General features: G+C 37.9%; 21 protein-coding genes, 4 tRNA genes and 3 pseudogenes. 14 read left to right on the top strand and 14 right to left on the bottom strand.

Annotated elements, in window-relative coordinates; genetic code table 11:
- The first annotated feature begins 122 nt into the window (after positions 1 to 122).
- The 11 genes from ACERCF_RS02870 to ruvB all read left to right on the top strand — a co-directional run bounded on the left by ACERCF_RS02870 (position 123) and on the right by ruvB (position 7,959).
- On the top strand, positions 123 to 821 hold the full coding sequence (locus tag ACERCF_RS02870) for a competence protein ComA (protein ID WP_373624558.1): 699 nt from the start codon (positions 123 to 125) through the stop codon (positions 819 to 821).
- Positions 797 to 1,318, top strand: coding sequence for a hypothetical protein (locus ACERCF_RS02865; protein ID WP_373624557.1), 522 nt, complete (start codon positions 797 to 799; stop codon positions 1,316 to 1,318). Before ACERCF_RS02870 ends, ACERCF_RS02865 begins: the two co-directional genes overlap by 25 nt.
- 1 nt (position 1,319) lies before the next feature.
- Positions 1,320 to 1,853: a hypothetical protein gene (locus ACERCF_RS02860; RefSeq protein ID WP_373624556.1), complete on the top strand. Its 534-nt coding sequence runs from the start codon at positions 1,320 to 1,322 to the stop codon at positions 1,851 to 1,853.
- A 1-nt stretch (position 1,854) separates the two neighbouring features.
- Complete coding sequence (locus ACERCF_RS02855; RefSeq protein ID WP_373624555.1) at positions 1,855 to 2,268, top strand: hypothetical protein; 414 nt, start codon at positions 1,855 to 1,857, stop codon at positions 2,266 to 2,268.
- A gap of 8 nt (positions 2,269 to 2,276) precedes the next feature.
- Positions 2,277 to 3,578, top strand: coding sequence for a type IV pilus secretin PilQ (pilQ, locus tag ACERCF_RS02850; RefSeq protein WP_373624554.1), 1,302 nt, complete (start codon positions 2,277 to 2,279; stop codon positions 3,576 to 3,578).
- A gap of 86 nt (positions 3,579 to 3,664) precedes the next feature.
- Positions 3,665 to 4,078: a transcription antitermination factor NusB gene (gene nusB / locus ACERCF_RS02845; RefSeq protein ID WP_373610654.1), complete on the top strand. Its 414-nt coding sequence runs from the start codon at positions 3,665 to 3,667 to the stop codon at positions 4,076 to 4,078.
- A gap of 58 nt (positions 4,079 to 4,136) precedes the next feature.
- A complete protein-coding gene (thiL, locus tag ACERCF_RS02840) occupies positions 4,137 to 5,117 on the top strand; it encodes a thiamine-phosphate kinase (protein ID WP_373610653.1) in 981 nt (326 codons plus the stop codon).
- A gap of 5 nt (positions 5,118 to 5,122) precedes the next feature.
- Positions 5,123 to 5,596, top strand: coding sequence for a phosphatidylglycerophosphatase A family protein (locus tag ACERCF_RS02835; protein ID WP_373624553.1), 474 nt, complete (start codon positions 5,123 to 5,125; stop codon positions 5,594 to 5,596).
- Between the two features lie 7 nt (positions 5,597 to 5,603).
- Positions 5,604 to 6,230, top strand: coding sequence for a LysE family transporter (locus ACERCF_RS02830; RefSeq protein WP_373624552.1), 627 nt, complete (start codon positions 5,604 to 5,606; stop codon positions 6,228 to 6,230).
- A 108-nt stretch (positions 6,231 to 6,338) separates the two neighbouring features.
- Entirely contained in the window at positions 6,339 to 6,944 is a 606-nt protein-coding gene (ruvA, locus tag ACERCF_RS02825; RefSeq protein ID WP_373624551.1) for a Holliday junction branch migration protein RuvA, read from the top strand.
- 10 nt (positions 6,945 to 6,954) lie between these two features.
- Complete coding sequence (gene ruvB, locus ACERCF_RS02820) at positions 6,955 to 7,959, top strand: Holliday junction branch migration DNA helicase RuvB (protein WP_373624550.1); 1,005 nt, start codon at positions 6,955 to 6,957, stop codon at positions 7,957 to 7,959.
- Positions 7,960 to 8,030: 71 nt separating this feature from the next.
- On the opposite strand, the gene ACERCF_RS02815 is transcribed toward ruvB, so the two are convergent.
- From ACERCF_RS02815 to ACERCF_RS02805, 3 genes are read right to left on the bottom strand one after another with little or no spacing between them, the layout of a single operon-like run.
- Positions 8,031 to 8,954, bottom strand: coding sequence for a phosphatidate cytidylyltransferase (locus tag ACERCF_RS02815; RefSeq protein WP_373624549.1), 924 nt, complete (start codon positions 8,952 to 8,954; stop codon positions 8,031 to 8,033).
- 3 nt (positions 8,955 to 8,957) lie between these two features.
- Positions 8,958 to 9,584 (bottom strand): lysophospholipid acyltransferase family protein, encoded by a 627-nt coding sequence (locus tag ACERCF_RS02810; protein WP_373624548.1) that lies wholly within the window; start codon positions 9,582 to 9,584, stop codon positions 8,958 to 8,960.
- A complete protein-coding gene (locus ACERCF_RS02805; protein WP_373610645.1) occupies positions 9,565 to 10,224 on the bottom strand; it encodes a CDP-alcohol phosphatidyltransferase family protein in 660 nt (219 codons plus the stop codon). Before ACERCF_RS02805 ends, ACERCF_RS02810 begins: the two co-directional genes overlap by 20 nt.
- A 186-nt stretch (positions 10,225 to 10,410) precedes the next feature.
- On the opposite strand from ACERCF_RS02805, the pseudogene oppB reads away from it, so the two are divergent.
- From oppB to ACERCF_RS02790, 3 pseudogenes are all read left to right on the top strand, one after another.
- A pseudogene (gene oppB, locus ACERCF_RS02800) lies at positions 10,411 to 11,334 on the top strand (oligopeptide ABC transporter permease OppB).
- 12 nt (positions 11,335 to 11,346) lie between these two features.
- Positions 11,347 to 12,245, top strand: a pseudogene (gene oppC / locus ACERCF_RS02795) (oligopeptide ABC transporter permease OppC).
- Positions 12,246 to 12,254: 9 nt separating this feature from the next.
- Positions 12,255 to 13,850 (top strand): annotated as a pseudogene (locus ACERCF_RS02790) (ABC transporter ATP-binding protein).
- 56 nt (positions 13,851 to 13,906) lie between these two features.
- Here ACERCF_RS02790 and purN read toward each other — a convergent pair.
- The 11 genes from purN to recA all read right to left on the bottom strand — a co-directional run bounded on the left by purN (position 13,907) and on the right by recA (position 19,060).
- Positions 13,907 to 14,545, bottom strand: a complete 639-nt coding sequence (gene purN / locus ACERCF_RS02785; RefSeq protein WP_373624547.1) for a phosphoribosylglycinamide formyltransferase — start codon at positions 14,543 to 14,545, stop codon at positions 13,907 to 13,909.
- A gap of 88 nt (positions 14,546 to 14,633) precedes the next feature.
- Positions 14,634 to 14,708 (bottom strand) — tRNA-Gln (locus ACERCF_RS02780).
- A gap of 55 nt (positions 14,709 to 14,763) precedes the next feature.
- A tRNA-Gln gene (locus ACERCF_RS02775) sits at positions 14,764 to 14,838 on the bottom strand.
- A gap of 25 nt (positions 14,839 to 14,863) precedes the next feature.
- Positions 14,864 to 14,948, bottom strand: a tRNA-Leu gene (locus ACERCF_RS02770).
- A gap of 2 nt (positions 14,949 to 14,950) precedes the next feature.
- Positions 14,951 to 15,027: transfer RNA gene (locus tag ACERCF_RS02765), tRNA-Met, on the bottom strand.
- A gap of 164 nt (positions 15,028 to 15,191) precedes the next feature.
- Positions 15,192 to 16,016: a shikimate dehydrogenase gene (gene aroE / locus ACERCF_RS02760; RefSeq protein WP_373624546.1), complete on the bottom strand. Its 825-nt coding sequence runs from the start codon at positions 16,014 to 16,016 to the stop codon at positions 15,192 to 15,194.
- Between the two features lie 3 nt (positions 16,017 to 16,019).
- Positions 16,020 to 16,574, bottom strand: a complete 555-nt coding sequence (gene tsaC / locus ACERCF_RS02755) for an L-threonylcarbamoyladenylate synthase type 1 TsaC (protein ID WP_373610641.1) — start codon at positions 16,572 to 16,574, stop codon at positions 16,020 to 16,022.
- Positions 16,567 to 17,103 carry a DNA topoisomerase family protein gene (locus ACERCF_RS02750; RefSeq protein WP_373624545.1) on the bottom strand — a complete coding sequence of 179 codons (537 nt, stop codon included), beginning with the start codon at positions 17,101 to 17,103 and terminating at the stop codon, positions 16,567 to 16,569. The genes tsaC and ACERCF_RS02750 overlap by 8 nt, the downstream gene beginning before the upstream one ends.
- Before the next feature lie 9 nt (positions 17,104 to 17,112).
- Positions 17,113 to 17,424, bottom strand: a complete 312-nt coding sequence (gene yqfB / locus ACERCF_RS02745) for a N(4)-acetylcytidine aminohydrolase (RefSeq protein ID WP_373610638.1) — start codon at positions 17,422 to 17,424, stop codon at positions 17,113 to 17,115.
- Positions 17,417 to 17,896 (bottom strand): recombination regulator RecX, encoded by a 480-nt coding sequence (gene recX / locus ACERCF_RS02740; protein ID WP_373624544.1) that lies wholly within the window; start codon positions 17,894 to 17,896, stop codon positions 17,417 to 17,419. Before recX ends, yqfB begins: the two co-directional genes overlap by 8 nt.
- A gap of 54 nt (positions 17,897 to 17,950) precedes the next feature.
- The gene (recA, locus tag ACERCF_RS02735) at positions 17,951 to 19,060 is read right to left on the bottom strand and encodes a recombinase RecA (protein WP_373610636.1); all 1,110 of its coding nucleotides are present in this window, start codon (positions 19,058 to 19,060) and stop codon (positions 17,951 to 17,953) included.
- Between the last annotated feature and the right edge of the window lie 74 nt (positions 19,061 to 19,134).

Here is a 19,134-nt window from a genome sequence, read left to right as displayed (position 1 = left end):
AAAAAATCTCTTTTGGTTAATGACGAAATATAAATTTAAAGCGAATATTAGGTTGCTAAGTATAAGCCAAAATGCTGATTTAGCCTAACTAAATTGCGACAAATTTTACTTATTGACCCGATATGAAATTACTTAAGCTATCAAACAAAGAACCTTTAAAGCCTATCATTTTAGGCTTAAGTGAAGATGAACAATATTACTGTTTAGTCAAAAATGAGGCTCAAAAATTCCATACTTTTTGGCATAAAAAGAGTGAGGGAGAGACAGCTATTCAGCAAATCATTGAAAAAGAGACAGAAAATAAACATTTTGCCCTTGTTTGTCCTATTCCTTACCAATACATCTGGCGGAAAACGGTTTTTATCTCTAAAAAACTGGATGACATTCAATTACATAGGCAAATTATTCAAATTTTAAAAAATGAGCAACCACTTGCTATTGAATGTATCAATTTTGATTATCAGCGATTGCCGAGTAGCAATAACAATCTCGATAAAATAATAATTTACGCATTAAATAGACGTTATGCGGAAAGTCTAGCTCAATTTAATAGCATATTAGATTGCGAATTGCATTGTTATATTCGAGCTATTTTTTATTTAAATCCTCAACTTGATAACAATTCCCCTTGCTTTTATTTTAAGCAAAAAATCATTCAGTTTACCGAAAATGAATTGATATTTCCTCAAGTTGAACCTAAGGATTGCATTTCTTTATCTGATATTCCTATTACTAATATAGATATACCATCTGATAACGCAAAGCAACTTTATTGTCTCGCACTTGGAGCAAGTTTATGGAATGGCAAGGCATTGATTTAAGTGGAAATAGAAAAATTAAATGGATATTTACTCGCTATAGCAGCATTAAAAATATCGCTTATACATTTTTGTTAATGTGTTTTTTTGGAATATCTTTACTCTTTTATATCGATAATAAACAGAGTGAACTTGAAGCTCTTACACAACAATTAGAAAAACTACAAACAGATACATTTGATTTTGGAAACAAAATTTCACTTCTGCAAAATGGAAATACTATTACCTTACCTTTTGTAGAAAATAAGAAAATCGCACAACTATTTAAAATGATACAGCATACCCCCTTAAAAAATGGCGGAATAGATGTAATACAGTTATACCAAGAGAAAGATCTTTATTTAAGAATAAGTGGCACATTAAGTCTCGAAGACGATTTCAAGAAATTAGAGCAGTATTTATATCAACAAGAGTTTATTGAAACAAAAACAGAACAAGTAAATGTTAATCATAAAAATGAAATCTCTTTCACATTCACAATAAAGCATAAAGGAAGCTAAGATGATTTTTATTCAAAACAAACTAGAAAATTTATATCTAAACCCAAGAAATCATATATTTAAAGCGGTAAATATTATTAAATTCAAACAAAAAACCATACAGTTCTCGCTGTTTTTTATCCTAATTATTTTACCTGTACTTTATATTGGCAACACTCATTTAGACATTAATCGTCTGTTAGAGAGTATAGAAAATCAAAATACACATCTTGCTGTTCAGAAAAACGTATATCACAGCTTATTTGATAAGGCTAAATCTCAGAGCTCAGAAAATAATTTAACCAGTGTTAATACTGCAATACAAAAAATAGCTCAAAAGCATCACCTTAATATTGATAATCTAAGCTGGAATTTAGAACAGGGTAAAAGCATTGAACTAAAAATAACCGCTAATAGCCATTCATTGTTTAACTTTATTAATGATCTTAACCAAATTGACTATTTAAAATATCACTTTCTTACTTTAACTAAATCTACTGAAGATAGAAAAGTAGAACTAACAACCACATTAGTCGTTTTAACAAATAAGGAATAATATGCGTAACTATTTTTTCTTCTTTTTATTCATTAGCATTAATGCTCTGGCTACTGACCCCTTTTTTGGCGAGCAACTTACAGTAAGCAATGAACAGAATAGTGTTGAAGCTCTGCCTGAAATTGCAAATATTTCGAAAAATTTAACCGCTTGTAAAACGTCTGAAAGTCTGAATTCACTTAATTTACCAACGGAATTTAAGAAGTTAAAACTGATTGGCTTAGTTAAAATTAATCAACATTCTACCGCCTTGTTCATTGATGAAAAAGAACAACTATTTGACTTTAAAGAAAACCAGATAATTAAAAATCAAGATATTGAGATAAAAAACATTACTTTGAAATCACTGACTTATATTAATTGGAAACTTACGAAAGATTGTAACTTTCCGTATGAAATCACGATAAAACTATAGAGGTTAATATGTATAGAATTTTGCTTTATGTATTACTTAGCTCCTCATTCGCATTGGCTGATACGATTTCTCTTTCAGTAAAAAATGCACCGACCTCACTTCTGCTGACTTATTTATCTGAAGAAGCGGAAAGAAATATCGTTTTAGAAGATGATATTCAAACAAAATCTACGTTAAGGTTAGAAAATAAGTCTATTGAAGAGATATTTAAAACGATCAGCAAAGTAAATAAATTATCTTTTAGCCAAGAAGCGGACATTGTTTATATCAGCAAAAAAGAAGAAAAACAGGCGGACTTAAATTTAATTCACCATTTGCAAAATAATATACAAAATCCACCGCTTGTAACCACACCAAAGCTGATAACGAAAACCATAAAGCTCAATTATGCGAAAGCCTCAGAAGTAATTGAATCTTTAACGAAAGGCAGTGGTACGTTTTTATCTGAAAATGGCTATATCCATTTTGACGAGCGAAGTAATAGCTTAATTATTAAAGATAGTGCGAAATCACTGCAAAATATTGAGCGATTAATCAAACAACTCGACCACCCCACCGAACAAATTGCGATTGAAGCTCGCATTGTTACGATCAGTAGCGAACATTTGCAAGAATTAGGTGTGCGTTGGGGAATGTTCTCTAGAGGAGCTGATCACTATAAATTTGGTGGGAGGCTTGAAGGCAATGGATTAAGTAGTGTAGCCAATAATCTCAATGTGAATTTCCCTGTTGCGAATGGTGCTTCAGCGGTTTTACAAGTCGCTTCCATTAATAGCCGTGTGTTAGATTTAGAACTCAGTGCATTAGAGCAAGAAAACAGCGTGGAAATCATTGCCAGCCCTCGTCTTTTAACCACTAATAAAAAGCCGGCGAGCATTAAGCAAGGCACAGAAATTCCTTATGTGATGTATAACACTAAATCGGAAGCAACCGATGTGGAATTTAAAGAAGCAGTGCTAGGCTTGGAGGTTGTGCCTCATCTTTCTACTCAAAATCAAATTTTATTGGATTTAATTATTACTCAAAATTCACCTAATTCTCAATCAGGCAGCAGTGGCTTAATTACCATTGATAAACAAGAACTCAACACACAAGTGTTTGCTAAACATGGAGAAACTATCGTACTAGGTGGCATTTTCCAACATTTAACCCAAAAAGGGGAAGATAAAGTGCCGGTTTTAGGTTCAATTCCGTTTATTAAAGGCTTATTTAGCCAAACGAGAGATAAAATCAGCAAGCGGGAACTCGTTATTTTTGTTACGCCTTACATTCTTCAATCAAACGAAAAAGTAAGGGGTACGAAAAAATAAAAATAGCGAAGATAAACGCAAGCAAAAATAGGGGAAGTGTGATAGAATCAGCCGTCATTTTTTTGTGTTATAGAATTAGAGGTTTTATGAAAGTTTCCCCACGTCGCCGTGCAAGAGAGTGTGCGGTTCAAGCCATTTATTCTTGGTATATTTCCAAAAATACGGTTGAAGAAGTGGAATTAGCATTTATTGCCGATCAAGATATGAAAGGTGTGGATATGCCTTATTTCCGCACACTATTCCGTGGTGTTGTAGATAATGTTGAAGCCATTGATGAAGCATTACGCCCATTTTTAGATCGTAAAGAAGATGATATCGATCCTATCGAGCGTTCTATTCTTCGCCTATCAGGCTATGAGCTAAAATTCCAAGATGATGTACCTTTCCGTGTTGTGATCAACGAAGGCATTGAAGTTGCTAAAGTATTTGGCTCTGACGACAGCCACAAATACATTAACGGTATTTTAGATAAACTAGCACCGGCACTCGGTAAGAAATAAAATCTTCCCCAATTTTGTATGAAATTGGGGATTTTAACGTAATGGGAAAGGGAATTTTATGGGTGAATTTGATATTATCGACCGCTACTTCAATGCCTCTCAGCGTCCTCCTCGGAAAGATGTATTATTAGCCATTGGTGATGACTGTGCGGTAACCTCGCTAAAGCCCAATCAACAACTTGCTATTACCACAGATACGTTAGTTTGTGGCACTCACTTTCTACCCTCTATTTCGCCTGCTGACTTAGCATATAAAAGTGTTGCAGTTAATTTAAGCGATCTCGCCTCAATGGGAGCAGAGCCTGCTTGGATCTCGTTAGCTTTAACCTTACCTGAAATCGATCACAATTGGCTAGCTGAATTTAGCGAACATTTCTTTGATATTTTAGATCACTATAATGTTGATCTTATTGGCGGCGACACTACTAAAGGGCATTTATCCTTAACCCTTACCGCACAAGGTATTGTGCCACAAGATAAAGGGCTATTTCGCCATAATGCAAAAGTAGGCGATTGGATCTACGTTTCCGGCACGCTTGGCGATAGTGCAGCCGGTTTGCAATTATTGCTTAACCAACAAACCGATAATATAAGTTGGAATAAAGATGAAAGCTATCTTATTCAACGCCATTTACGCCCAACCCCCCGTGTACTGCTTGGCTTAACTATTGCTTCTATTGCGAATGCAGCAATTGATATTTCAGACGGTTTACTCTCTGATTTAGGGCATATTTTAAAACGTAGTCACTGTGGTGCTGCTGTAAATCTTGATGATTTACCGCTTTCAGAGCCACTACTAAATTGCTATTCAAAAGAAGAGGCTGAACATTTTGCATTAAGTGGTGGGGAAGATTACGAGCTTTGTTTTACCGTTCATAACGATAATAAGCAAAAACTTGAGAAAGCCCTCACTAACATTGGTGTAAACTATACTTGCATCGGGCAAATTCGTTCCGCCAAAGAAGGTTTAATCTTATTACGCAATAATGAAGTCGTAACTTTGCCCACTAAAAGTGGCTTTGATCATTTCAAAAAATAATAACAATGAAACCAATTAATCTTAAAAATCCTATCCACTTTCTCGGTTTTGGCTTTGGTTCTGGTTTATTAAAACCAGGCCCCGGCACTTGGGGAAGTCTGGCTGGGGTAATCCTTTCTGTTTTGCTATGGAACATTACCCAATCCGGTATTTTCTTTGTCATTCTTAGCATAATTGGCTTTATTGCTGGCTGCTACATTTGCACGAAAACCAGCCAAGATCTCAATGTTCACGATGATGGCAGAATAGTCTGGGACGAAATTGTTGCTATCTTTTTAATGTTCGCTTATCTGCCTGAATATAATTTATTAGGTTATGTGTTCGCTTTTATCAGTTTCCGCATTTTTGATATTCTCAAACCTTTTCCTATCCGCTATTTTGACAAAAAATTAGAAAGCGGTTTGGGCATTATGTTTGACGATATTCTTGCTGCCATCTTTGCTCTACTCTCACTACATATTTTGTATTATTTTATTTAAGGATCTTATGCTCACAATTTTACTGATTCATCTAGCAGGGCTCGCCAGCCCCGGGCCTGATTTCTTTTATGTAGTTAGACAATCGGCAAGTCATTCCATCAAAAGTGGCACTCTTGCTGCAACAGGTATTTCCATAGGTATTATTTTTTGGGCTGCTTTTGCTATTTTCGGATTAACGTTGCTAAGTAAAGGTATGGGCGATACGTTTCAATATGTCATTATGATGATTGGGGGAAGCTATCTTACCTACATCGGCTCCAAAATGGTTAGGGTAAAAGAGAATATTACCTTTAAGGAAGATAAATCATTACTTACCCCACTACATACATTCACAGAAATCAAAAAAGGTCTATTAATTAACATCTTTAATGCTAAAGCTGGGGTTTATTTCACCAGCGTAATTTCCGCATATTTAGGTAATATTACTCAAACATCGCAAATGTTTGAGCTACTATTTTTATTTGTCATCAGTACATTTGCCTATTTCTGCTTGGTGGCTCTACTCTTTTCTCGTAAGCCTATCAGACAATTTTACGCAAAGCATAGCCGCTATATTGATAACATTTCAGGCGTGATTTTTATGCTGTTTGGCTTAATGTTGATTTATGAAGGCATTACTCATCTCATCAGCTAACAAGCGGTCGTTTTTAGTAAAAAATTTGCAAATCAGGTAGAGAATACATAGTGTTATTTTATACAGTTTCTGCTATGCTACTGCCAATTTTAACTTTAGGATAGAACAATGATAGGACGATTACACGGCAAAATTATTGAAAAGCAGCCGCCGGAAATTTTACTAGATGTACAAGGTATAGGCTATGAATTACTTCTCCCAATGACTAGCTTCTATAGTTTGCCACAAGTGGGTGATGAAACCACTATTTTCACCCATTTAGTGGTGCGAGAAGATGCTCACTTGCTCTTTGGTTTTGCCCAAAAACAAGATAGAACCTTATTTCGTGAATTGATTAAAACCAATGGTGTAGGCCCTAAACTAGCCCTTGCCATTCTTTCTGCAATGTCGGTTTCACAATTTGCTACAGCTATTGAAAATGAAGAACTAGCAAAACTGACTAAAATTCCGGGCATTGGTAGAAAAACCGCAGAGCGTTTACTTGTTGAGCTAAAAGGTAAATTTAAAGGGATTGCTCAAACTGATTTCTTTGTGGAAGTCTCACACGATCAAATTGTTGCAAGCACTACACCAGATCCTGCAAATGAAGCTCTTGATGCCTTAATTGCGTTAGGTTATAAACCAGCTGATGCAGAAAAAATGATCAAGAAAATCAATAAGGCTGGGGCAACGAGTGAGCAGCTCATTCGTGAGGCGTTAAAAAATTCGTTATAAACAATAAATTATGATTGAAGCAGATAGAATTATCAGTGCCTCGCCAAAGCGTGAGGAAGAAGTTATCGACCGTGCAATCCGCCCTAAATTGCTTGCCGATTATGTTGGGCAGCCCTCTGTACGTGATCAGATGGAGATCTTCATCAAAGCCGCCAAATTGCGTAATGAGGCTCTCGATCACTTACTGATTTTTGGACCGCCCGGTCTAGGTAAAACCACCCTCGCCAACATTGTAGCAAATGAAATGGGTGTGAATATCCGCACTACTTCCGGGCCTGTATTAGAAAAAGCAGGCGATCTAGCCGCAATGCTGACTAATCTTGAGCCTTACGATGTGCTTTTCATTGATGAAATTCACCGACTCTCTCCCGCTATTGAGGAGGTACTTTACCCTGCAATGGAAGATTATCAGCTCGATATTATGATTGGCGAAGGCCCTGCTGCGCGCTCCATTAAGCTTGATTTACCGCCTTTTACCTTAGTAGGCGCAACCACTCGAGCAGGATCGCTAACCTCTCCATTACGAGATCGCTTCGGCATTGTTCAACGATTAGAATTTTATTCGGTGGATGATCTCACTTTAATTGTGAAACGTAGTGCAGATTGCCTTAATCTGAATTTATCTGCAGATGGTGCTTATGAAGTAGCTCGCCGTTCTCGTGGCACGCCTCGTATTGCTAATCGCCTACTCCGCCGTGTGCGAGATTATGCTGATGTTCGCAATAACGGCATTATTACCTCAGAGATTGCTAAACAGGCATTGGCAATGCTTGATGTGGATTCGGAAGGATTTGATTTTATGGACATCAAACTCCTACAAGCGATTGTAGAACGTTTTGACGGCGGTCCTGTGGGTTTAGATAACCTTGCAGCAGCAATTGGCGAAGAACGAGATACGATTGAAGATGTGCTAGAGCCTTACCTTATTCAACAAGGCTTCCTACAACGTACCCCAAGAGGTAGAATTGCAACCAATAGAACCTATGCCCATTTAGGCATTACTAAAATTGGCTAACTAACAAGCGGTTGTTTTTGTTTAAAAATTTGCAAAATTTTAGATAAAAACAACCGCTTGTTAAATACGCTTTATGCCCAATAATATCGGACAATATGGAAGAACACAGGGGCTGAGAAACAAATTGAATCAACTCTATCTAACATTCCGCCGTGTCCTTTAATCATTCTGCCCCAATCTTTTACGCCGTAATCTCGTTTAATGGCAGACATTACCAATCCACCAAAAAAGCCCATTAAACAAATTACAAAGCCGATAACCCCTGCCTGTAGCGTTGAAAATGGCGTAATAGGAGCAAGCAGCATCGCAATTAAGGTTGCACTTAAAATGCCGCCAACCGTACCAGCTACCGTTTTAGATGGCGATAGGCTTGGCATAATTTTACGTTTACCCACCAATTTGCCCCAAATATATTGCAATACATCACTTAATTGAACAATCGCAATTAAGAAAATCAGCAGTTGGATATTTTGACTTTTCGCTAAGCCTTGTACATTTAAAGTAAGCAATGCAGGAACGTGGGAAAGGCAGAAAATACTGATCATCGCCGCCCATTGAATTTTGGCTGAACGTCCTAAAAAATGCTCGGTTTTGCCTGTTAAACTGCCTACAATAGGTAACAATAAAAAGCCATAAACAGGAATAAAAATAGAGAACATTCCATACCACTCCGTCCACACAAAATAGTATTGTAGCGGTAGGAGTAGATAGAAACAGACCACTAAAGCGTAATAATCGTGCCTGTCTTGATAAACCAGCGTCATAAACTCTCGCAATGCCGCAAAGGAAATAAGGAAAAACAGCAAAATTGTGCCGTTTTGCCCGAATGCAAAGGCAAATAACAACACAAAAAGCATTATCCACCACGCATAAATACGGGCATTTAAATTCTCAATGGTATTCGTATTGCCTTTACGTTTTTTAAGCACAAAGCCAATCAATGATGCTAAAACTAAAATCCCGAAAAAAGAGAGAAAAATGGTACTAATTGTCATTATTTACTCCTTATGCGTTGGAGAAAGTGCAAGCAACGCTTGGCGAGAACGTTCAATAAAATCGGCTTTTTCTTCGCCTTCTTGCAACGAAATTGCTTCGCCAAAACGAACTTGGCACATTAACGGAATAGGTAAGATTGCCCCTTTTGGTAGAACCTGTTTCATATTATCAATCCAGACCGGTACAAATTGAATATTCGGCAGGGTTTGAGCTAAATGATAAATGCCGCTTTTAAAAGGTTGTAGCACTTCTTCGCTCAAATTGCGAGTCCCTTCGGGGAAAATAATCAAATTCTCTCCTGTTGAAAGTCGGTTTGCCATATTTTCAATCGCCAGTTGCGGATTATCGCTGTTACGCTCTACCAGTAATACATTGAACACAGAATTCGCAATAAAGCGGCGAATAGCTCCTTTCTGCCAATAATCTGCCCCGGCAACAGGACGAGTTTTTAGGCGTAAATGTTGCGGTAGTGAAATCCAGACTAAAATAAAATCGCCGTGGCTATGATGGTTTGCATAATACACCTTCGGCACGCTATTTTCAGTTAATTGCTGGGGGCGAATGCCTGTAATAAAAGAGGTAAAAAAGCAGATAATATGGTCGATGAATTTAGCGAGTAATGTTTTCATCCTGTTTCTCCAAATAATTGAGTTCGGCAGAAATCGCCATTGTACGAACATAGCAAGTATAAGCTGTGCCAAGCGTAATAATAATTAAGGTGGCGGAAAGTGTATAAGTGGTTAAATTGAAATAAATTTCTACCGCTGCAAGCAAACAGCCTATCGTTATTGCAGCCATTCTTTGCTGTTTTGCCATTGGGCCTTGAAAACGTTGTGGTAACCCTAAACTACCGCCGAAAATACGAATATAGGCAGTTAAAGCCGCCAACAATGCTGCCAGCCAACCTAACCAAAAGAAAGGTGTGGCATAGCCTAATGCAATTAAAAATAAACTGTCTGCTACTCTGTCTGGAAATTCATTAAAAATAGCTCCATTTGCGGTTTTCTTACCGCCTTCTACCGCAACCATTCCATCAAATAAATTACAGAGAAGACGCATTTGCACCATCACCGCACAAAAAATAAGAGACCAGATAGATTGGCTAAAAAATAGTGCAACCGCTCCAAGTAAGGCAAACAGCATACTGAAACAGGAAATTTGATTAGGTGTTGGGAAATCTTTACGGGCAAGCCAAGAAGCAAATTTTGCAAGGCATTTATTATTGCGAGACGCTAAAGGTCTGCGGTTTTCACTCTGTATTTCAGGCATTCTATATTCCTTCTAATAAATAACAAGCGGTCAAATTCTAACAGAAATTTGCAAAAATCAGCTAAAAAATAACCGCTTAAGAATAATGAATTATTATAAAAATAGCCATAACTAGTCAATATCTTTACAAAGCCGTTAATTTACGCTATTAATTTCCTACCAATATAACTAAAAAGTGTGGCACTTATGCTGAAGTTTATTTTTAAACGTCTTCTTGAGGCGATTCCAACCTTATTTATCTTGATTACCTTTTCTTTTTTCCTAATGCGACTTGCTCCCGGCAGCCCATTTACCAGTGAAAAAGCCTATCCGCCCGAAGTAATGGCGAATATTGAGGCGAAATACCATCTGAACGAGCCTCTCTACAAGTAATATTTCATTTATATGGAAAATCTGTCGAAAGGCGATTTCGGCCCGTCATTTAAATATAAAGATCAAACCGTCAATACCTTAATTGCCTCTGCATTCCCTGTTTCAATCAAACTGGGCATTACTGCTTTTATTTTTGCGGTCATTATTGGCTTAACGGCAGGAACGGTTGCGGCTCTTAAGCAAAATAGTAGGTAGGATTATTTAGTAATGGGCTTTTCAATGACGGGGATCATTATGCCGAGCTTTGTATTCGCTCCGCTGTTGGTTCTCGTTTTTGCTATTTATCTCAAATGGTTGCCTGCCAGTGGCTGGAACGGCGGTCAGCTCTATTATATGGTATTGCCTGTTCTCTCTTTAACCATCAGTTATGTTGCAGGTATTGCCCGTATCACTCGTGGCTCAATGATTGAAGTATTGCACTCAAACTTCATTCGCACTGCCAAAGCAAAAGGTTTACCGATGAGCAAAATTATTTTTAAACACGCCTTACGCCCTGCTATGTTACCCGTGATTACCTATTTAGGCCCTGCTTTTGTGGGAGTTATTACCGGCTCAATAGTCATTGAAAGCGTGTTTGGCTTACCCGGCATCGGGCAGCTATTCGTCAATGGTGCGTTGAACCGTGATTACTCTTTAGTGCTAAGTCTTACCATTTTAGTTGGCACACTTACTATTTTATTTAATGCGATTGTCGATATTTTATATGCGGTAATCGACCCGAAAATTCGTTATTCATAATGAGGCGCGGAAATGCAAAATTCTGATAAAAAACAACCGCTTGTTGATGTTACCTCAACGATTCAGGGCAGAAGTTTATGGCAAGATGCCCGCCGCCGTTTTTTCTGCAATAAAGCGGCTGTGGCAAGCCTGATTATTCTGTGTTGTATTATCCTTTTTATTATCTTTGCCCCAATGCTAATGCTATTTAGCTATGAAGATACCGATTGGAATATGATGGGTATTCCGCCTGATTTTGAATCTCAACACTATTTCGGTACGGATTCCTCAGGGCGTGATTTGCTTGTGCGTGTGGCGATGGGTGGACGTATTTCCTTAATGGTAGGTATTGCAGGTGCGTTGATTGCCGTGCTTATCGGCACGATCTACGGGGCGATTTCAGGCTATTTCGGCGGCAAAGTGGATATGGTAATGATGCTTTTTTAGAAATTTTAAGCTCATTCCCATTTATGTTCTTCGTTATTTTACTAGTTACTTTCTTCGGGCAAAATATTTTCCTGATTTTCGTGGCAATCGGTATGGTGGCTTGGCTTAACCTTGCGCGTATTGTGCGTGGACAAACGCTTTCACTAAAAAATAAAGAGTTTGTAGAAGCAGCGATTGTATGCGGTGTTTCTCGCCGTCAAATCATCTGGCGACACATTGTGCCAAACGTTTTAGGTTTAGTGGTAGTTTATGCCTCCCTTGAAGTGCCTTCTCTGATTTTGTTTGAATCTTTCCTCAGTTTCTTAGGGCTTGGAACACAAGAGCCGATGAGTAGCTGGGGAGCATTATTAAGCGATGGTGCGGCACAGATGGAAACATCACCTTGGTTGCTCGCTTTCCCTGCATTTTTCTTATGTTTAACGCTTTTTTGCTTTAACTTTATTGGTGATGGCTTGCGTGATGCACTCGATCCAAAAGATAAATAGAGGTTTAAGATGAAATTATTAGAAGTAAATAATCTCGATATTTATTTAAAAACGGACGAAGAATTAGTTCACGCAGTTCGTAATGTCTCTTTCTCTATTGAGAAAGGACAAACTGTTGCTATTGTTGGGGAATCGGGTTCGGGGAAATCCGTTACCTCAATGGCAATTATGCAATTACTGCCAAAAAACATTGTTAAATTTGGTGAAAATTCAAAAATTGTGTTTGAAGAGCAAAATCTGTTGAGCTTGTCTGAAACAGAAATGCAGGCAATTCGAGGCGATCGCATTGGTATGATTTTCCAATAGCCGATGACCTCGCTCAACCCTTATATGCCAATTGGTAAACAAGTGGCGGAGGCAATTCAAACGCATAATCCACAAATTACCAATGCTCAAGCTGAAAAATTGGTATTGGAAACTTTACAGAAAGTCAAAATTCCAGATGCCGATAAAAAGATGGGTTATTATCCGCACGAATTCTCAGGTGGTCAGTTACAAAGAATTATGATTGCAATGGCAATTATCAATAAACCTGATCTATTAATTGCTGATGAACCAACAACAGCGTTAGATGTAACCACTCAGGCAGAAATTCTCGACTTAATGCACGATTTACAGTGTGATATGGGAATGGCAATTATCTTAATTTCTCACGATTTACGCTTGGTGCATAAATATAGCGATGCCGTTTGTGTAATGCAAAATGGGGAAATTATTGAACGTGGCGAAACAGAAAAAGTATTTAGCAATCCGCAGCACCCTTATACTATCGAGCTATTAACGCCTATTCCAAATAACTTAAAAGGCGAGTTGCCGCTCAATGCCCCAACCTTGATTAAGGCAGATAATATCGAAGTGGATTATATTTTAAAACATTCGCTTTTCGGTAAGCCTAAAAAAGTATTTAATGCGGTAAAAACCATCTCTCTAAGTTTGAAAAAAGGTGAAACATTGGGAATTGTAGGCGAATCTGGCTCAGGCAAATCAACGCTTGGGCGTGCGATTATGCAGATTTTGGACTATCGTGGCAACATTACTTTTGCTGACCAAGCTATTACCAAGCTCAGCAAATCTGAGCAGAAAGCATTAAAAAGAGATATGCAAATGGTGTTCCAAGATCCATTTAACTCGCTTTCACCACGCTTAACAGTGGGCGAAATTATCGCAGAAGGTTTAACCGTACATTATCCTCAAATGAGCAAAGCCGAACGCCGTGAAAAAGTGATGAAAATCTTGGAAGAGGTAAACCTTAACCCTGCAATGATCAATCGCTATCCGCACGAGTTCTCAGGCGGACAACGCCAACGCATTGCCATTGCAAGAGCTATCATTTTAGAGCCTAAATTTGTACTTTTAGATGAACCGACTTCAGCACTTGACCGCTCAACGCAAATTACCGTAATCGAATTGCTCAATCGCTTACAGAAAAAATATGGTTTAAGCTATATGTTCATTAGCCACGACCTTGCAGTAATCAGAGCATTAAGCGACCGTGTGATTGTAATGAGTCAAGGTGAGGTAGTTGAAAGCGGAGATGTAAATCAAATCTTTGAAAATCCACAACAAGAGTACACCAAGCGGTTAATTTTAGCCTCTAATTTGTAAATTACTCCATATAACAAAAGAAGCTGCAGTTGCAGCTTCTTTTTATAGTAATGTAATTACTCCTCCGCATAGCCTATATTACCTAATTCTTTTCCATCTAAATACGCTTTTCCATTTTTAGCAACCAAACGCCCTGAACAGAACCACTCAACAACAAGTGGATAATATTGATGTTCTTGTTCAACAACACGAGCCATAATATCTTCAACTTCATCATTAGGGTAAATAGGTACTTTTGCTTGTAGTACAATAGCCCCTGCATCAACTTCTTCATTTACAAAATGAATTGTTGTTCCGTGCTCAGACTCTCCTGCTTCTATCGCTCTTTGGTAAGCATTTAATCCCGGATATTTTGGTAATAATGAAGGGTGAATATTTAAAATTTTTCCCTCAAAGCGTTGAGTAAACTCAGGTGTTAAAATCTTCATATAGCCAGCAAGTACGATTAATTCAGCCCCTAATTGCTCTATTTTCTCTGCAATAGCTAAATCCATAGCTAAATTACTGTCATAATCTTTACGAGAAAACACAAAAGTTGGAATGCCTTCTTTTTTAGCTCGAACTAAACCATACGCATCAGCCTTATTGCTAATTACACCACACATTTGGCCGCTTGCATTAACTGATTTTTGGCTATTAATTATTGCTTGGAGATTAGAACCATTTCCTGAAATTAACACAACAAATTTTTTCATTTTGATTACTTACTGATAATTCATAATGACTTATATTATGCCCTGAATTAACTATGTAGTACAGAAATTAAAATATAAGAGGAAAATATGGCTGGGGTACTAGGATTCGAACCTAGGAATGCCGAGATCAAAACCCGGTGCCTTACCGCTTGGCGATACCCCAAAAGAAAAAAACTAACTTACGTTAGCTTAAGTAGATTTGATGATTTGAAATTAGATGGCTGGGGTACTAGGATTCGAACCTAGGGATGCCGAGATCAAAACCCGGTGCCTTACCGCTTGGCGATACCCCAACACTAATTTTTGTTAATCGATAAATGGTGCGGGACGAGGGACTTGAACCCACACACCTCGCGGCGCCAGAACCTAAATCTGGTGCGTCTACCAATTTCGCCAGTCCCGCAATGGTGGCTACAGCGAGATTCGAACTTGCGACCCCAACATTATGAGTGTTGTGCTCTAACCAGCTGAGCTATGTAGCCATTTGCGTTCACCATATCGGTTAACGGAGTGCATTATGCTGATTTTAAGGCTTTCCGTCAAATACTTTTTTAAAAAAATCTGTTTTTTTAGTTTGATTGTATAGACATTCGACATTTTGGCGGAAATCTACCGTTTTTTGTTTATGAAATAATAGTTAGTTTCTCTATGTGGCGGATTGCATTTCTTGTTTTAATTGTGCAAGAACAGCTTCAATATCAGGGAATTTATCTTCCCATAAAGCAAAAGCAAAAGCGGCTTGCCCAACTAACATTCCTAACCCGTCTTGATATTCGGTAGAACCACAGCTTCTCGCATAATTGATAAATGGCGTTTGCATATTAATGGCATACTGCATATCGTAAATTTTGGTTGAAACTATTAACGATGGTGGCAATTCCAAGTATTTACCTTGTAAACCCAACGATGTAGCATTGATAATTAAATCGAACTGACGTTCAGCAATTTCTTCTAAACAAGCAGTCTGAATTTTGCCAAATTTTGCGAATTTTTCCGCTAAAATGACCGCTTTATCTGCAGTGCGGTTATAAATCGTGATATCTAGCCCAGCCTGAAGCAACGGAAGTAATACCCCTTTAGTTGCCCCACCTGCACCTAAAATTAAGGTTTTCTGCCCTGTTTTCAACCAACCAAGCCTTTCTAAATCAGCCGCTAAGCCTTTGCCATCTGTATTATCAGCATATAAACGACCATCATCTAATCGTTTTAAAGTGTTACAAGCCTCTGCTAATAAGCAACTTTCGCTATATTCATCAGCAATCGCAAATGCTCGTTCTTTAAAAGGAGCGGTAATATTACCTCCCTTTGCCCCTGAGTTGAAAAACTCAGCTAATTGTTGCTCAAAGGTAATCTCATCGCCTAGTTTTGCGATATATTCAATCTCTCGTTGAGTCTGCAAGCCAAAAAGTTGATGAATGCGAGGCGATTTACTTTGTTTAATTGGATTACCCCAAACAGCGTATTGGTTCATTTTCTATCCTTGTCTAAAAATCTGTTGGCTGAAAATATCTCGAATTTCAGAGGGATTTTCTCTACCTAGTGTTTCTGCATTTAATACAGGGAAATCTTCCCCAAATTGAGCTTGTACTTCTTGTGCATTTCGGCACGGTGGCTTGTCTGTTAAATTGGCACTGGTTGATGTGAGAGCAAAGCCTGTTGCCTTGCAGAGTTCAGCGACTGAAGGTACATTACATAAACGTACGGCAATAGAATCAAATTTACCTGTGAGGTAACTCGGCACGCTCTTTTTTACGGGGACGATCCAAGTAATAGCTTGCTCACCAATTTGATTGAGTTGCTGCCAAGCCTGCTCTGTCATTCGGCTTTCATCAATATAAGGCTGTAGATACTTTAAATCAGAAGCCAGTAAAATTAAGCCTTTCTCTTCTGGGCGTTGTTTTAAGGCGAGTAATTTCCTGACTGCTTTTTCACTTTGTGGGTTGCAGCCTAAGCCAAAAACCGCTTCGGTTGGGTAAGCGACTACTTCTTCTTGTTTTAATTGATTAACGATGTCTAAAAAATTATTCATTTAGTGTTACTTCTGTTTTATGTTGGCAGCTTTTGTTAGCACATATCCTATATTCTTTGCCTTTCGCTTTTTTGATAGTAGCAAGTTCACAGCCACATTTTTCACATTGTTGCTTAATCGGTCTAGTTGCTAGGGTAAATTTACAATCCGGGAAGCCTGTACAACCATAAAATGTTTTGCCTGAACGCCCTTTTCTAGCAACCAGTTTATGTTGTTTGCATTCGGGGCAATCAAATTCTTCTTCCACTTCCGCTTCTTCGTGAACAATGAAATGGCATTCAGGATAATTACTGCAACCAATAAAAATGCCATAGCTGCCTTGTTTTAATTGGAGATGATGCCCACATTCAGTGCAGCATTCTTCTAATTCTTTAATAATATGATTTTCTTGATGTAATGGCTTGATGTAATCACACTCAGGGTAAGCGGAACAGCCCAAAAACAAACCTTTCTTGCCTTGTTTAAGTTGCAAGGGAGAATGGCATTGTGGGCATAATTCAACTTGTTTGGTGGATTTAAAAAGTGCCATAGCATTACATTAAATCAGTTTAAAATGAATGACAAAAAAGGAGTCGTTATTCGAATAAATCTCTCGAATAACTTCTTTTAATTCCGTTAAGCTCATATTCTCTTGTTGAGCATGCTGCTCGCTCAATTCATCATATTGAATTGGCGTTACAGAAAGCACTTTGATGTTAGCAAAAAAGCGGTCTGTTTCGTTGGTAAAAACCGCTAATTCTTGGTTTGGTTGAAAGTAAGATTCTGATTTATCTCGAATAGTAATGGTTTTTTTACCACTTACAATATCTGCTTCAAATCGGCTAAAAAAGGTTATTTTTTCTCTATTCATACTCATCACTGCTATAATCTAAATCCATTAAATGACTAAAATGATCGTTGTAAAAACCACGACTGACCATAAACCGCCACATTTTTTGTTTGGCTTTAATGTCCCATTCAAGCGGTCTTTTTTTCTCAAAAATTTGCTCGGCTAATTCAAACCAAGCTATCTCTGCATTTTCAAGCTCTTGGTTAATTAGCCAATCTTTAACTCCTTTGAGTTTTAATTCTTGCTTTAATCGGCGAGGGCCTATGCCTTGCATTGAACGGTAGCGAATAAAAGTGGTACAAAATCGTTCATCACTTTGCCAGTTATTGGCTTGAGCTTTTTCTATCGCCTCATCGATTTCATCAGGATCGTACTCTTTTTGTTTGAGTTTTTGGCGAAGTTCTTGCTCGCTGTAATCCCTTTTTGAGAGTAAATATAGCAGATAATTAACCGCTGTGTATTTATTTGTTTTGGTTGTCGAAATAGTTGTCATAAATATAAAAAATGCGATTCTCACATTGAGCGAAAATCGCATAAATTGAATTAGTTATAGTTCTTCTTCATTAAATTCTTCGCTGTTGTCATCATTTGAACTTTTAGAATTTTTAGTAGAAACTAAATTTGGGTTAGCGATGAGCAAATCTCTTACATCTTTCTCGATTTTCTCCGCAATTTCAGGGTGTTCTTTTAACCATTTAATTGCATTGTTTTTACCCTGACCAATTTTCTCGCCTTCATAAGAGAACCAAGCTCCTGCTTTCTTAATAAAGCCATTTGCTTCGGCAAGAATAAGTAATTCATTGGTATGAGCAATACCTTCTCCGTACATAATATCAAAATTAACTTCACGGAATGGCGGTGCAACTTTGTTTTTAACTACTTTCACTTTGGTTTCACTGCCGATAACTTGGTCGCCGTCTTTCACTACGCCAGAGCGACGAATATCTAAACGCACAGAAGCATAGAATTTTAATGCATTACCGCCCGTAGTGGTTTCAGGGTTACCAAACATTACACCAATCTTCATACGGATTTGGTTAATGAAGATGACTAAGCAGTTTGTTGCTTTGATATTTGCGGTTAATTTACGCAATGCCTGAGACATTAATCGAGCTTGTAAACCCATATGGGAATCACCCATATCGCCTTCAATTTCGGCTTTTGGTGTAAGAGCCGCCACAGAGTCCACAATAATGACATCAACCGCACCGGAACGCACTAGGGCATCACAAATTTCTAATGCTTGTTCACCGTTATCCGGCTGAGAAATTAATAAATCATCTGTATTTACTCCCAATTTGCGTGCGTAAATTGGGTCTAGTGCGTGTTCCGCATCAATAAAAGCACAAGTTTTACCTGTTTTTTGTGCTTGAGCCACAACAGATAAAGTCAAAGTAGTTTTACCTGAAGATTCAGGACCATAAATCTCAACAATACGCCCCATTGGTAAGCCACCAATACCTAATGCAGAATCTAACCCTAAAGAACCTGTTGAAACCGCCTCAATATCTAGCGTTTGTGTAGTACCCAATTTCATAATTGAGCCTTTACCGAACTGTTTCTCAATTTGAGCGAGAGCAGCTTCTAGTGCTTTCTCTTTTTGTGCGGGATCAACCTGCTTTACAGGTGTGCTTTTTTGACTTTTCTTCTCAGCCATATTTTATCCTTTATCAATTTGATACACGCTTACTGCGTAAAAATAACTGTATATTATTATAGTATATGCTTATC

The organism is Mannheimia kashgarensis, from assembly GCF_041807705.1.
Taxonomy (GTDB): domain Bacteria; phylum Pseudomonadota; class Gammaproteobacteria; order Enterobacterales; family Pasteurellaceae; genus Mannheimia.
The sequence above is the reverse complement of the archived record's forward strand: the minus strand, read 5'-3'. Positions and strand labels throughout refer to the sequence as shown.